Origin of the sequence: Bartonella sp. AP65SXKL (assembly GCF_042195725.1) — a bacterium.
Classification (GTDB): Bacteria; Pseudomonadota; Alphaproteobacteria; order Rhizobiales; family Rhizobiaceae; genus Bartonella.
Window position 1 is genome coordinate 324,876 of sequence record NZ_JBHIOW010000001.1, and the last position, 15,533, is coordinate 340,408.

The following is a 15,533-nucleotide window of genomic DNA, read 5'->3' on the forward strand; positions in this document are numbered from 1 at the left end:
AGAACAGAATGTTCACGCTTTTTTCCAACAAGAACATACGCTATTTTTGCCTAACCGTTAGTCTGCTCGCCTTACTCAGCGGTGCTTTGCGCACTGCCATCCCGCTATTAGCAAGACAATCTGGATATGGCGTAGTCGGAGTAAGTTGGGCGCAAGGTCTCTTCTCATTAGCGTGGCCAATTTTCGGCATCCTTGCAGGCGTTTTACTTGATCGCTGCGACAAAATAAAACTTGCCACCACAGCTCTCTTCATCTTCATGCTACTGCATATTGTCCTGTTCATACTACTTATGATACAGATTACTCCAGCCGAACAAATTTTCTTCTATGCAACCATTGCTGGATTCATCGTCGTTTCTGCCGAAGCTTATATAATGACGATTCCACCACTTATCATGGAGGGAGAGCGATTGATGACCTTCTACTCTATTGTCTTGTTCTTAGATTTCGGGGTCTCCTATTTTCTTGCCCCTGTCATAACAAGCAGCATTTTAGCGCATAGCACCCTGCTATTTCTCGGCCTGTTAATCGTGCTTTTTATCGCATTGATTTTTACCGCTCGCCGTGCTGTTCCGACATCGCCAGCACTTGATAAAGAAAACATCACTTTCCGTTATATCATTGCCGGCTTTCGTTTCATTTTTTCAAATCGGCATCTTACCTCCCTTACATTACTCACATTCTTTCTATCGGTGGTATTTGGAGCATTCCTAACCTCATTCATCTTCTTCGTTACCGACAGTCGGTATCTGGGCCTACATAGCAGCCAATATGGCGTGATGTTTGCGGCCTACGCGCTTGGAACAATGGCAGGCGCCCTATTTGCACCGCGTATACGTTATGCACCGGTGCGCCTAGCTGTTCTCACTGACGGTTTAGGAACTGTTGTCTTGTTGCTGATTCCAGCCTTTTCAAAAAGTGCTGTCGTCGTATGGGGCGTCACCTTTATTGCTGGCGTTGGAGCAAGCTTATGGTTTATTGGTGTTACCGCCTTCAGGCAGCGCCTCACACCAAAGCAACTTCTCGGGCGAGCTAATTCTGCTTTTCGAGTGATAGGCTATGCTGGAACGCCGGTCGGAAGCTTTTTGGTCGGCGTCCTTGGTTCTTTTATATCATTGCAGTTTGCTGCCACCTTTATCGCTGGACTCCTATTGGTGGCTATCGCAATAACGCTTCCTTTTCTTTGGCAGGCTGATCATATAGACACACCCAATCCTTCCACGAGGTAACAGCTGCTTTAAAAAAAAGACACGGTCAAAAAGGCACACATACCCTATTACGCAATCAATTGATCTATTCTTTGGACGAGAAAATTATCACCATAATGGCTGATAGAGCCAGCGGCACTATAGAAGCAGCCAAACAAACGCTAAAGACAAAACAGCCCCTTTACGTTGATTGGGCGATGATCCAACGCCTATATGAAGGATGCAGAGAGCTTATAGCGTACGAAGTGCAATTCTTAACCAAAAACTCCGCCCTAGCAATACCCACTTATACTCCAGTTAATCCGTTACCCGCTGGACATCAAATGCCTCACCCCTCTGCTCCTCAAAATACATTTTGCTGCACTTACGCGCCGTATTCTTCCTTTGTAATTAGCCGTATTCTTCCTTTGTAATCAAAAGAGCAGCCCTCCTTTCCTAGTTTAGGATCTTTGCCTACACAACGCAGCAACAGATGCGACCATATATGCAATCACGCCTTAGGGCCTGCATAGTAGAAAGCTTAGTTCGAGAGATTCATAAAGCCTATATTCCAATAAATTTTCCACCCAATCCACCTTTTAAAAGGGCGGCTTTATATAAACCGTTAGAGCAAGCTATGAAATCCTTAGGTGTATTAGAAATAATTGACGGTTTTTACCTCAGACCAATGTTGATTGACTTTTACTCGTACATATACGCAAGCGGTGCTACTCTTTTCTTAGATAGAAAGGACATAATCGTTACCATCTGACCTATTATTGTTTGAAAATAAAGAAAAAGTATCAGTGTAACTGATGATATTGAAGAGCTATCTCATTATGTAGCTGTACCTAATTACGGCATTGGGAAGCTAGACACGCAATCACCCATTTCTGCGTGCCTTCTGCATGATATTCATAAGATTTTATTACGCGGTAAACGCGGTACGTCCAAAAGCCTTAGCGAATTTCGCAAAGCACAAAATTAGCTTGGGGCGGTACGCAACTAAAGACAGCGTCATTCGTGCCGCCCACTCTTACCACAGCCACCACTCTCTCTACCACCATCCCCGCTTAGAATCGCGCCAACTCATCACCGGTGCCTCGTTAAACACCACACCAGTTTCAAGAGCGGTAAAATGCGCCTTGCCGCATTTAATCTTCAGCATTTCTTTAAGGCGCAAATCAAAATCGCTATTCGTTCCTTTTGTTTCCAGCACAAAGTAAAGCTTTTGTTCGCCATCCCTCTCTAAAAAACCGCCCAATCAGGCGTATAAGAACCAATGGGAGTGGCTATTTTTAAATTTCTTGGCAGTTTAAAAAACAATCTTACATCAGAGTCATTATCGAGATTTTGCGCAAACTCTTTCTCAATACGGCTCTCACAAATCTCATGATCATAAATACTTTTCTCATTGACCACCGTCGGCCCTATGATCGCCTTTTCCGACCTAATTTTACAGATGTAGAATCAATCTTATTGTGATGCGCACATCCAGAGATTATTTTATCCTCTGCATTAGAACCAAAAACATGAACAATACGCAGAGGCTTCGGTAAGAAGGCCAACCGCTCAATCTCAACCTACACGAAAATACATGTGCAGGCGAATGCCCCCCATAATATGCAATATTTCAAGCCCGTCCATAGGGGTACCCCTTTTAAAAATTGTGCCTATGGCTTATAATAATCTCCAAAATATATATTTAGCCCTTGTCTGAAATAACTCAATTTTGGATTGATGAAAACGAAAACGCGCTGCGATAATCACGTTGCTCAGCCCTAATAACCGGCGAAGGGAGCCAATATTCCTGTACCACCAACGACTAACTAACGGTATTTCCTATCATTTTTGATCATATCCTCCACCCTTATTGTACATTTTATCAGCAAGATGTGCGCAGCAAGCCCGTACATTTACGCTGCTAAGTCTCCGTGTACGGTTTTCATTCTCAAACGCAAAATCATCTTTAGCCGAAGCAACTTGATATTGCAGCGCCTGTCCATAAAGCGTATGCACAATTGGTACCAAATATACACAGGGCAGTGCGCATTTTGGGTTATATTGTCATGAGAGAGATGACCAAAAACTTTATCCCAAAAGCATTATACTCTAAATTATCAAGAGCATTCTTCAATCACCCTGAATAAGACCCGTGATAAACAGGGCTTGCAAGAATAACATCATGAGCGTCTGCGATTGTTTTGACAAATGCATGCGTTTTAGCATCACAATGGTAATGACTTATAAAAACAACAACTTTTTTAAATGCCTCCTCAACGGCGTATGAATATAAGCACGTTTTTTCTCGTCATTTTTTAAGGTATTAAACTCTTCCAATCTACCGAACTTACTCTTAAATTGTAGCCGAATGATTTTAATAAACCCATATTATTTTAAAAACTCAACAAATAATATTGAGGCTACAATCAAAGACACTTCTTTTCAATATTAAGCAAGTTTTGTAACCTATATTGTTATCTCCATAGAAGTAAAACAGCCTCTATGGACGATGAGTAGCTAAGCCTTCACAGCTAGTGCTTTACAAGCGCTTTTATAACACTCACTCTGCCCCAAATATAGGATTGCATTTTATTAAATAACCCACGCGCATATAATTAAAGAGAGAAACGATTAAGCTTGCACCAATCATGCCAAGCCAATAGCCAATAAAGTCATATTCAAAAAAATGCGCCATTAGTGCTCCCCCAAATAGGCCTAACCCCCAATAACTTATTGCTACAACAATTGTTGACCAAAACGTATCAAGCAAACCCACAAGTATGCCATTGAGCATAGCTCCTAAAGTGCCAAAAGCAAAAGACAATAAAATGAACGGAAGCAACTTCCAAGAGAAAACAACAACGCGTTCTGAAGAAATATTAAAGATGGTTGTAAGGATGAATCCATAAGAGAGATAAACAATCCCTGATAAAAACAAGACATAAGCTACAGCAAAAACAGTGACACTCATACGCAGCTGTTTTAGAGCCATATTATTCCTATCTGCTCTATACCACGCTGCTATTGTCGCGGCTGCGCTGGAAATCCCCAAAGCCACCACAGAAATAAGCATATCGAGACGCATCCCTATCGTATGCGCGGCCAAAGATTCGACCCCATAAGCCGTAATCATAAATGCAATGACCGAAGGAAAGCCCTCCGCAATAAGAATACGTATACCAATGGGTAGCCCTACTCGCAGCAATTTTATTATTCGTGAAATCTCTAACTTTGGTCTCAAATAATTAAAGCGAAAAGAATGAAAAGCAGAATTGCGGGACAAAATTATTGCTGCTGCAATAACAATTAAAATACGGATCAAACTGCTCGCAATTCCTGCACCAAAGACACCTAATCCGCTTGCAGAACCTATACCAAAAATAAGCGGCCAAGAGATAAGAAAATTCACAAGGATAGCCGCAAGCATAACCCAAGTTAAGGGCTGTGGATTACCAATTGCTGACAGCAATCCTCGGCTATTCACATAAAGATAAAAAAACACCACTCCTATAGCAGCGCCACTATTATATTCCTGTGCTATATTGGCAATTGTCTCATCTTGGCCGAGAAGACACAAAATATTCCTCGTATTGAGTAAAATGATTGCACTCATCATTCCAATCACAAGGGAAAGCCATATTCCTTGATCAAACCATGCCTTTAATGCATATCTATCTTGTCTGCGAAAACTTTCCGCAAGTTTTGGTGCAACCGCGGTAATAATACCTAGCCCAAACAACATAACAAAACTAAATATACTCAGAGCTAACATTGTACCACTCAAGGCTTGCACGCCTAAATGCGCTACAAGCGCTGCATCTGTGAAGGAAATCATCATCTGAGAGATCAACCCAACAGCCAGTGGCATGCCAAGAGAGAGCAATTGCTTCATCACAACAAACATTGTGAAATACCCTTCCATATTGAAGGGCATATTAAGCTCAGATCTTTTAAACAAAACACATTGATTTTTTCCGTAAAGTCTTTCCATCGCAAGTCTTGTGTAAAGGCTGCATAATGAGAACGCATTAAGGTAAGAGGAGATGCCCAGTTCTTAAAAAAGAAGCGCAATGCACCTTTATTGGTTTTTTGTACAATATTATGCCCCCAAGCAACTACAGTCATTGATAAAAGATCCTCAGCGAGCCGTTTGTTCGTCTTGTATATCCATTTTTAGTATTTTTAATCAAACTTTTTGGTACTGCAAGTAATACACCTGTGCTAACCTTTGCTTACTCGCTGCTTACATACGTAAAAAAAACAAAGCCGACCAAGTTGTCAAAAAACACAGGTATTAGCATTTTTACAATCCATTGTGCCTATACACCAATTAAAAAAGAGCGTTTATGATACATAAGGCACCTCGATGCCCCACCGCTCTACGATCTAAAATTATGAAACTTTAGTTCAACAACCAACGCACAATATTTTACGAACGCAAAAGCACCATCTAGCACTCACTAGGAGAGCATTCTATAACTATACGCACCATGTCCACATCACAAAACCTATAGAGGCTTCATATGAATGATTGCCCTCCCCAAAAATAATAATTTTGGCCTCCTCCGAATCCAATCTGAAGTATTCATTTAACAACACATCAATATCATATCCTCTTGATATACTCGTTCGCGATATTTCTGGAGAATAACAGCACAATCATTTGGCGCATTCAAATCGGTAAGCATCTCTGCTAAAAACGATGGACAGCTATTAATTTCGACTCAATCCATATAAGATGACCCACACACTATTTTTTCCTGTGTCTTTATGTAAGTCATAGGCAAGTCCCTATTCAACTGTATCTTCACTCTCAGACCTCTTCGTTTTTTATTAACTTTTTATCAGTATAAAGCTAGGCCAAATTAAGCGGGATAATTGAACATATACAAACCAAGGCAAAACAAAAAGCTGCTTCTATACAAACATTATTTGCCAACCAACAATCAGCACAAGCGCTAAAATACCAAAAATACGCGCAAGAAAACTAACAATGGATAAAACCGTATTTGCATTCTTTTGTTGAATATGTTTAAAAAATTCTGCTTCAAACTGCGTCATAGGAACAGAAAAAAACTGTGAAATACGGTGAATAAAATAATAGGAGCCCAACTGTTTGCAACGAGAAGCAGAGCAAGCATAACAACAGCACTTAGGACGAGTGAGCACAAAGTTATCGCCATAGGAGCATATTTTTGCATAAGATATTTAATCACAAAGCGATTAAATAAGTATTTTACGAGAGTATAAGACACAAAGCACAGGCCAAGAATAAGAATTTTAGTCTTTCCTGTCGCATTGTCTAATACTCCTGTCTGTCCCAAAATAAAAGGTTGCCAAAAATGAAATATTGGCTGCAATGCAGCAACAATAAAACCACATATCAATATGTAATATAACCCGATTTTTGAGGTAACTAAATAAGTAAAAGCTTCTGTTGCATGCAACAAAGAACCCGAGTCTATTTACTGACTATCCGAAGCGGATGCAATACCTATCCCCGTCACCCGACTAAACAAGAATACAAGCACGAGAAACCCGAAAGAACAAAAATAATATGCCGACTGATAATTATCCATACACAAAACAATAAGAACACCTAGCGCACCAGCAACCATATTCATGAATGCCATCAGTTCCCGCTTATAGACGTTTACTTGGTGGTAGATCAAACTACCCTTGTATCCACCGCCGTCGATTAAGCCTTTAATCCATGTGCTATCAGCGCCAGAACATAAAGCAAAGCCTAAAGCATATATAATTTCTGCCGGAATTAAGACAGAAAGATTAGGCGCGTAAATAGATAAAAAGAAGAAGAGCGAAAAAAAGAAACATGATAAGATAACATTTTTTTAATGCCAATTTTATCTCCTAAAATCCCACAAGGCACTTCAAAAATACAAATAGCCGCGCTAAACACAATTTGCAATAAGGCTAACTGTGCTATACTAACGCCCATAGACAAGAAAAAAAAGCATGGAAGGAACCTGTAATCAGCCGAACCTCGCTCATTGCCCCACAGCCATAGAGCAACTTTTTAACTTCATAATCTATCGTCATTAATATATCCAAAAGCTATAAAGCTGGCAGCTTTTTTTGCCGCCAGCTTTGTATATTTTAAAACTTCAATTCATAGAAGCGCCTCAAGCAGCCATTTTCTGCTCACTTGCTCGGGCTTTGAGCGCAGCAACATCAACCCGTTTAATTTTTTTTCAGTGGTTTATACATATCTTTAGTTTTCATAACTTTACCTCCTGTATTAAATGAAAACAATTAAATTCAACATGAAGTGTACATTATAACTACCTTTTATCAATTTATTATTTTGATATAAAAAGCTTTTCTCCCCTCCCCCTTAAGTATTTCATGCTCCAATCATTCTGTAACAACCACCGCAGCACTTGGAAACTCATGCGCCCCTTCGGGCAAAGTACGCTTATATTCACGCCAATTTATCACCGGCTGGTCGTTAAACGCAACGCTCGTTTGCAGTGCAGCAAAATGCGCTTTGCCGCATTTAATCTTCAGTATTTCTTTAAGTCGCAAATCAAACTCGCTGTTTGCCCCTTTTGTCTCCAGCACAAAGTAAAGCTTTTGTTCGCCATCTCGCTCTAAAAAAACTGCCCAATCAGGCGTATAAGAACCAATGGGAGTGGCTATTTTAAAACTTCTTGGTAGTTTAAAAAACAATCTGACTTCAGGATCATTTTCAAGACTTTGTGCAAACTCTTTCTCCACACTGCTTTCATAAACCACATGATCATACACACTCTTCTCACTCACAACAGCTGTACGCTCTAAATTTGCCACAAGCTCTTCACTGGTAAAAAGCTCTTGCACACTATATTCTTGCCCGACCAGCTTTAAATATTTAATGCCATCAATTGTAAGATTAACATGGGTTTTATTGAGTATTTCTTCTATGCGCTCTAAAAAAGCTTGTGGATTTTTTACAAACTCATGCTCACGGCCACTCTTGGTCAAAATACCAATAATTGTCTTTGTGGTTAATTTCAGCTTTAAGGTCAAATAATGTACAATGTTCGGCAGTGCACAAAAACTATAATCAAGCGCACTCTGCTTTAATAACTGCTCTTCATAGGTCACACCAGCACTATCCAGTTCTATCTCTGCTGTCTGATAAACCAAATGCGCGGGCGCAACTGGCGCCATTTTTTCCACTGCATCCACTGCTTTGGCAACAAACTCTGTGCGATCAAGCTTTGCACGATAAGTGGTCTTTTTATTGATCTTCTCCCACAAGGCCAAAAACTCTGGTGAAGCCACTGTTTGCTTTTTAAGCTTAACCCGCACCTCGCGCGTAGCATTACGAATAATCGGCATGGCTTGGCTCGCTTCTAGCGCCTGCAGCACAGCCTGCTTCTGCCCTTTACTAAAACGTTCACTTAAATCTAACGTCCCAGTCGCCCATTGCGCTTTTAATGTATCTGTGATTTTTCCTGCTGATGTAAGCAAGGCTTTTTCACGCAACTCAACCAATATATCAGCAGCCTCTTGCGAAGACAGAATTTTTGTTTCCGTCACAGCTGTCATATAAATCAGATCTTGCAGCGTCTCAACATTAATAAGCGCGCCCGCATCAGTTTTTTTCACAATTTCTTGACGCAATTCGCGTGGCATTTCCTCCGCCCCTATAGCCTCAAATTCGCTCGCCACTAAATCTTGATCTACTTTAACGACACCCGCCTCATCAATAAAATCTTTTGCAACAAGTATTTTAACAATTTTTTGTGCTTGCGATACTTCCACTTTAGCGGCCACATATTTTACATCTTCATAAATACGGCCAACCAAATGCTCCATCTGCAATGTACCAAGTTTATAACCAATATCCGCCTCTAATTCTTTTTGCAATGTACTCACAAACTCAGCAAAGCTTTCATTCACCATGACATGCAGCACATTTATATCTTTATCTTCTACCTGTTCACCGTGTTGGTTTACGCACAAGCGCAAACCGCGACCAATCTTTTGCCGTGCGGTAAAATTCGATTTTTGCTCAATCAACATACACACTTGAAACACATTCGGATTATCCCAGCCTTCTCTCAAGGCAGAATGTGAAAAGATAAAACGCAAGGGGCATGCAAAAGATAATAACCACTCCTTATCACGCATAATCGTGTTATAAGTGTCATCATCAGCTTGGCTGTCGCCCTTTGTATCCTTATACACGCCTTTCTTGTCTTGCGAGAAATAACCGCCGTGCACATTTCGAACATTTTGCGCAAACTTAGTTCGTAAGGAGGCATATTTCTTTTTCGTCAACAGCTCTTCATAACATTCTTCAAACATACGCTCATAAAGTGCTGGCTCTTCATCAGAGCTACGATATTTAGCCACCTCATCAATAAAAAAAAGTGATAAAACTTTAATCCCTAAAGGCGCAAGCCGCAATTCTTTATCTAAATGTGTTTCTATAGTGCGATAAATTTGCGCGCGTTTAAGCTCTATTGTATTCACATCACCAAGGGCGTGGCCAAATTTGACAACTTCAGTATCAGAAAACTCAACAGCTTCATCCCCCGCCATGCAATTGATACCCGAAACAATATAACCCCTATAAAGCTCACGCCCGCCCGTAACGCGATACAGATCATCGCCTTGTCTCACTGTAACTGTTTTGCGGCTCACAGTGCCATTCTTTCCCGCAATATCCAACTCTAAGCGCGCCTTAAAGCCATGTTTGTGTGATACGGATTTCAAGGCAATATAGGGACGGTTAAAATCTTGCTCTATCTGATTAGAAGAGACACAAATTTGCTTTACCAGTCCTTTTTGATAAGCATCAACAGGTGTTAAACGATATAAAAGATTAATCTCCTCTTTATGCGTGGCACTATAGCGGAAAACACAAAGCGGATTAAGGCTCGCAATAGCCTCCTTCGCTTTTGCTGTATTATCCACCGATTGCGGTTCATCTATGATCACAATCGGATTTGTATCTTGGATATAGCGCATAGCACTTTCGCCATTCAGTCTATCTTGCGGAAGGTTGATAATATTTTCTGCTTTTTTAAATGCATCAATATTGATAATCATAATTTCAATATTGGTAGAGCTTGCAAATTGGCGAATTTGCGAAAGATCTTTTGAATTATAAATAAAATAACGATAGGGCAGATTATCAAACTCTGCTTGAAAATGCTCCCTTGTTACCTGAAGTGATTTATACACCCCTTCGCGAATAGCAACACTTGGTACGACGATAATAAATTTGGTAAAGCCATAGCGTTGATTTAACTCAAAAATCGTCTTGCTATAGACATAAGTTTTGCCTGTTCCCGTTTCCATCTCAATAGAAAACTGCTTTTGCTCTAGCGTCTCACTCGCCACGAGTTTATTGTTCTGTTGCACCTCTTGTAAATTTGCTAATATGCTTTCATCACTAATCAATAATTGATTACCATAACCAAATTCATTTAACGCTAATTGTCCTTGTTCTGAACACAAGAAAATAGAAGAATCTCGTCTTGGTTGGCCTTTAAATAAATCAATGACGCTTTTAACCGCATCATTTTGAAATTCTTGTTGTTTAAATTTAAGTTTCATATCGCCGCCCCAATCGTCTCTCTATAGTTTAAATTTTATCAAAACTTACTTCATTGTCTTTAAAGATAAAGTCGCAATTAATAAGTGCCTCATCACTTTTAAAGGCCGCATCAAGCGCTACGATTTTTACGGGCAAATACTTTATCATCTCTTCCGCATCTTCGGGGTCAAAGGGCGGATCTATGGCTATAATCACTAAGACATCGCCTTCGCTCTCGCCTATATAATAGAATTTTTTGCCATTGATTGGTAAAGGATAAATTTTTAAATCCAATGGCCAACCATATTTAAGTATGATCTCGAAGATAATATCTTGATGAGAGCGCTCGGGATTCACCCCCCGCAAAATATGATCCAAACGCATTTGCAATTGTTCTTTAACATCAAATGCATCCGGATCAATCGGGCTATCGTCCCATATGGAAAAGTTGGAACTATCGAGCTCTAGTACGCGAAATCCGGTGTCTAGAGGCTTCTCGCTTGTGAATTCTGCTTCATGCTTTTGCTTGATTTGTGCACCAGCGCGGCGAATACGTTCACTACCTATATCGCAGATAGTTTTATAACCAGCCTTATAAGCTTCGCTTTTCTCATCACACAATTCAGGCAATTGCACCATGATGAATTTGCGATTTCCACCATCTTCGGCATTCAAAGCCATCACTGCATGCGCTGTTGTACTAGAGCCAGCAAAAAAATCGAGAATGATGTCGTCTTTGTTCGTGCCGATTTGCATGAGCAATTTTATGAGTTTGGTAGGTTTAATATATTCAAACAATCCTTGAACATGCATTAATTGATCAATTTCACGTTTGGAAAAAGCGGTATCACCTGAAAACTCTCGTTTAAAAATTCCTGCAAATTCTTCATCAAAATTGACATCGATCTCCTTGCCGAAAAAAGTCGTAGGAACCAACCCATCTTGAGTCTCATTTAAAAATCTTTTAATCATAGGATAGGATTCGCCTTCGCCCCATATGATCTCATCATTAGCAATTTTTTCTTTCAAAACTTTTTCGCTAAAAGCCCAGTAACGGCCTTGCGGCCTTTTCAGAACCACTCCATTCGGCTTGGTAATTGTATAATCTGCAGCATAAGGCTTATGCGCAGTAATAGGGTCTGCTTTCCAAGGACCCTTGGGGTGATTATCTGGATTCTTATACGCAGAGCTATCCTGCCGTGGTAGTAAATTCCTCTTAAAATTTTCCTTATACTTTGCGTAGCATATAATATATTCATGGCTGACAGAAAAATATTTCGCTGAATTCTTGCGCGTGTGAACCTTCTCCCACACTAATTGAGCAACAAAATTCTCTTCGCCAAAAACCTCGTCGCACACTTTGCGCAAATTATGCGCCTCGTGATCATCTATTGAGATAAATATCACCCCATCGTCACGCAATAAGGTCTGAGCCAAACGCAAGCGCGGATAAATCATATTGAGCCACGCCGTATGAAACCGCCCCATTGTTTCAGGGTTTGACTTCGTTGTCTGCTTGGTCACTTCCTTATATCGCGCCAATGGGTCTTTAAAATCATCATCATAGATAAAATCATTCCCCGTATTATAGGGCGGGTCGATATAGATCATCTTCACTTGGCCAAAATAAGCCCGCTGGATAAGTTTTAACACTTCAAGATTATCGCCCTTAATATAAAGATTATGTGTATTATCAAAGTTTACGCTCTCCTCGCGCTTCGGGCGCAATGTCGCAAGTGAAGGCTTTTGCGCAAGCTTTAAACTTGCTCCTTTGCCCTTCCATTCAAATTTGAACTTCTCAAAATCATTATCAATATATTCGCCGCATAGATTAAGAAGCTGATCTATATCCAGCTTTCCCTCAGCAAAACATTGCGGAAAGGCTGCTTTTAACTTTTCTATGTCTGGATTAATAGGGCTTTGACTCATGCCCTCTATTTTATCTTCACCCGCTATTATACTCATCTTTGCGCTTCTCCGTTACGCTTAGTATAAAATATGTCTATGAATATTTCTTTTGTACGTCGCAATTCCTTTTATCCTATTTATTTCTATATCCTCTGCAAATTTACTTTCATGAAAAATGTCGTATAAGCTGTTCTCTTTATTTTTTAAAGTTTCTTGTGCTTGTTTTATTTCTTTTTGCTTACGCAAGTCAGCTAGATCAATTCGCATTACCACATTTTGATCATTTTGCTTTTCTTTGATTTACTTTGCAAAAGCAATAATTTCGCGCTCTAAATTGGCGTACTGTTTGGCATAATAAAGGCGGTTATTTTATATTTTTTCTTGTGTGCTATTATGGCACTTACAAATATTATCAATAAGCTTATCAATTGGCACAAGCACATCCAAAATATGTCTATCTTTTAGCCTTGTCATATTTCTTACAAATCGAAGAGCTGTATCGTCAATTTGACGACATGCCACCATGGGTAATTTTAAAATTGCGTCACATGTGGCTTGGTCAAGCACATACAAGTACTATCACTGCCAACGAAAACATAAATTTCTTCATCATTTATTTTGACGCAATAAAAACCATTTCACAAGGGATTATGTCAGCATCCACTTCTAGTTCTCCCTTGTCCGCACAAGCAAGATTTGCTAAAATACCTTTCACGGTGTGTAAAAACACCCTCAAACGCCCACCAGCAAGCTGAAAATCCTTCCCATGCCATAAAACGCTTTGCCTTATAGGTTTTATACTGTGTGTCAGATTCATAATAAAATATAGCTCTTATCATTTTGTCCCTGAGTGATTTGTATTGCCTTATCAATCATATAATTAGGCTCATGTACAAACCATGCTTTTACAATCTGCCATAGGAATGTATTAATCTCTTGCACTCGCTCCTTAAATATATTGCGGCATGATTTTTACATTATCAGCAACGTTGGTATTAATTGCCAACCTTCATGACGGTAAGCTTTAACAAAGCTTTCGTCTGCTTCTTTTTGTCGTCCCGTTAGTTAAACTCTTGCTTTAAACCTTCTTCGGTTTTACGTCTATATATAGCGCCGCGTATTGGTTTTATCGCTTGTTTAAGCACCTTTCTTGTCCCCAGTCATCCTCTCATCCCCGCCTTACAAGGCCAAAAAACAAATGGCCATTCCAATTGATGCCGGTAATATGCTTAGCAATAGCTTTCAAGCTTTTGTAAATCTTGCCCTCATTGATAGCCTTTTGACACCACAAGCACATGATGCGTTTGTCCTAAATAATCGTCACTGAAATAAGTGTGCCATAAGGCTTTGGGCTCCTACATTAACGTATACTTTACAGTGGCTATTTCTTGCTCTAATTGTTTACAACTCATTGTCTAATCCTCTCAACACAGGAATGTTGTATTTCCTCGATTAGTCCAGAAAATAGTGTGTGTTCACAAAGTTAGACAAAAATGCAATTTATTCTTTTTCATTGGATAGCTCAACTCCCTCCACGCTTAGAACCAATAAACCTAAGCTTATTGCTGCTATAAGTTTACCGCGCACCCAAAACGAGAAATTTATATCCTATTGAAAAAATAAATTTAGAAGATCCCTTCTTAAACAAAGTCTCGACTAAATAAGATGGTTTGAGCATTTTTAGCAAAAAGAGATAAAAATTCACTATCTCAAGGATCTTAACTACGTTATCGATCATACGCAAAAAAAGCTGAGAAGTGCAGATTTCTAAAAAAAATGAGAATAGTTTTATAAAGAGAAATGGTACTGCAAGCGATACATCGGTTCGAACGTTCTCTTTAAAAACACACCGTAATTACAAGCGGCTTCAAAAAACAGCCTTACTAATATAATATTAGCTAGAGGGTTACATGTATATCGCAATAATAATGCACTCATTCCCGCAAGAGTGCTCCACATATTATGGCGTAGACTGTATAAACTCTGCCGCTCTTGCATACTCAGACGTAAGGCCACTTAGTCGTATAGCAGCCGCAGTTTCAACGTAAAACAGCGGACGCTTCTGTATCATAATACTTGACAGAAGCATCAACAGCTAAGGATATAGGAACTAATTTATATTTTTTCGAAATGTTATATATAAATTTAATGTGCCGCCCCAAAACACACCACCAGTGAACCCACTTAAAAGACCAAAAAGAAGGTTAAAATCAAATGCATATTTCAAATCAGGTACAACCTTGAGAAAAACAATCAATGTGAATTTGATGACAAAAGCGATAAGAATAAATGTCAGCGTCAACGGCGTACCAGGCAGAATAATGAAATCCGTTCCTTCTTTGATTTTTAAACGCGCAGTAGCACGCCAGAGCAACCAGCCAACGCCAACGCCGATCATCAGCCCTGCCAACATTGAGACTGCTCCCCAGCGCAGGAACGCCAGCTCTTTAATCACATCGCTTGCGCCCAAAAAAAGAAAGACTAACGGCAATAGAAAAAGGCGGTTAACCTTCATTTCCCTATCTTTCAATGCGATTATTCCCCTCGCAATGAGAAAAATAAGCAAAATCCAGGCCCATAAAGGAGTTCCAGTCAGAATGTTAAACAATGACATATTATGCTCCATGATGTTTGATGCGATAAAAATATCGCATCATGTTAGGAAAATATTTAGAAAAAAAGATACCAACACAAACTAAACCCATATTGATCCACCAAAGCTGGGGAGTCCCTTCAAAAAAACATTGGGCAGCCCATTAGCAAAAAATATGATAACCCAAATCCATGTAATATATTTATTGATGAGATACAACATAATATGTCTACGTTTTTCCTCACAGACACCAGCACTGGCATAAAAAATAGTAAAGGGTTTCTTTAGT

General features: G+C 39.7%; 14 protein-coding genes. 3 read left to right on the forward strand and 11 right to left on the reverse strand.

What is annotated here, in order from left to right:
* Nucleotides 1–8: 8 nt before the first annotated feature.
* Together ACFIMP_RS01310 and ACFIMP_RS01315 are read left to right on the forward strand one after the other, a co-directional pair.
* Nucleotides 9–1,229 (forward strand): MFS transporter, encoded by a 1,221-nt coding sequence (locus ACFIMP_RS01310; RefSeq protein ID WP_375685908.1) that lies wholly within the window; start codon nt 9–11, stop codon nt 1,227–1,229.
* A gap of 71 nt (nt 1,230–1,300) precedes the next feature.
* Nucleotides 1,301–1,621, forward strand: coding sequence for a hypothetical protein (locus ACFIMP_RS01315; RefSeq protein WP_524535887.1), 321 nt, complete (start codon nt 1,301–1,303; stop codon nt 1,619–1,621).
* A 623-nt stretch (nt 1,622–2,244) separates the two neighbouring features.
* Here the strand turns inward: ACFIMP_RS01315 and ACFIMP_RS01320 are convergent.
* The 9 genes from ACFIMP_RS01320 to ACFIMP_RS01360 all read right to left on the reverse strand — a co-directional run bounded on the left by ACFIMP_RS01320 (nt 2,245) and on the right by ACFIMP_RS01360 (nt 12,924).
* Complete coding sequence (locus ACFIMP_RS01320; RefSeq protein WP_375652343.1) at nt 2,245–2,451, reverse strand: restriction endonuclease; 207 nt, start codon at nt 2,449–2,451, stop codon at nt 2,245–2,247.
* Entirely contained in the window at nt 2,436–2,609 is a 174-nt protein-coding gene (locus ACFIMP_RS01325) for a restriction endonuclease (RefSeq protein ID WP_375652344.1), read from the reverse strand. Before ACFIMP_RS01325 ends, ACFIMP_RS01320 begins: the two co-directional genes overlap by 16 nt.
* 423 nt (nt 2,610–3,032) lie before the next feature.
* Complete coding sequence (locus ACFIMP_RS01330; RefSeq protein ID WP_273790372.1) at nt 3,033–3,206, reverse strand: hypothetical protein; 174 nt, start codon at nt 3,204–3,206, stop codon at nt 3,033–3,035.
* 544 nt (nt 3,207–3,750) lie between these two features.
* The gene (locus ACFIMP_RS01335; protein WP_375685909.1) at nt 3,751–5,094 is read right to left on the reverse strand and encodes an MATE family efflux transporter; all 1,344 of its coding nucleotides are present in this window, start codon (nt 5,092–5,094) and stop codon (nt 3,751–3,753) included.
* Nucleotides 5,095–6,107: 1,013 nt separating this feature from the next.
* Nucleotides 6,108–6,359 carry a hypothetical protein gene (locus ACFIMP_RS01340; RefSeq protein ID WP_375638002.1) on the reverse strand — a complete coding sequence of 84 codons (252 nt, stop codon included), beginning with the start codon at nt 6,357–6,359 and terminating at the stop codon, nt 6,108–6,110.
* A gap of 296 nt (nt 6,360–6,655) precedes the next feature.
* Nucleotides 6,656–6,823 (reverse strand): hypothetical protein, encoded by a 168-nt coding sequence (locus ACFIMP_RS01345; protein ID WP_375631516.1) that lies wholly within the window; start codon nt 6,821–6,823, stop codon nt 6,656–6,658.
* Between the two features lie 742 nt (nt 6,824–7,565).
* Nucleotides 7,566–10,763, reverse strand: coding sequence for a restriction endonuclease (locus tag ACFIMP_RS01350; protein ID WP_375685910.1), 3,198 nt, complete (start codon nt 10,761–10,763; stop codon nt 7,566–7,568).
* A gap of 28 nt (nt 10,764–10,791) precedes the next feature.
* On the reverse strand, nt 10,792–12,708 hold the full coding sequence (locus ACFIMP_RS01355; RefSeq protein WP_375685911.1) for a site-specific DNA-methyltransferase: 1,917 nt from the start codon (nt 12,706–12,708) through the stop codon (nt 10,792–10,794).
* A gap of 21 nt (nt 12,709–12,729) precedes the next feature.
* On the reverse strand, nt 12,730–12,924 hold the full coding sequence (locus ACFIMP_RS01360) for a hypothetical protein (RefSeq protein ID WP_375685912.1): 195 nt from the start codon (nt 12,922–12,924) through the stop codon (nt 12,730–12,732).
* Between the two features lie 155 nt (nt 12,925–13,079).
* On the opposite strand from ACFIMP_RS01360, the gene ACFIMP_RS01365 reads away from it, so the two are divergent.
* Complete coding sequence (locus tag ACFIMP_RS01365; RefSeq protein ID WP_375637995.1) at nt 13,080–13,406, forward strand: hypothetical protein; 327 nt, start codon at nt 13,080–13,082, stop codon at nt 13,404–13,406.
* Nucleotides 13,407–13,819: 413 nt separating this feature from the next.
* On the opposite strand, the gene ACFIMP_RS01370 is transcribed toward ACFIMP_RS01365, so the two are convergent.
* On the reverse strand, nt 13,820–13,948 hold the full coding sequence (locus ACFIMP_RS01370) for a DUF2924 domain-containing protein (RefSeq protein ID WP_375631508.1): 129 nt from the start codon (nt 13,946–13,948) through the stop codon (nt 13,820–13,822).
* A gap of 813 nt (nt 13,949–14,761) precedes the next feature.
* Entirely contained in the window at nt 14,762–15,265 is a 504-nt protein-coding gene (locus ACFIMP_RS01375; RefSeq protein ID WP_375631507.1) for a hypothetical protein, read from the reverse strand.
* Nucleotides 15,266–15,533 lie beyond the last annotated feature (268 nt).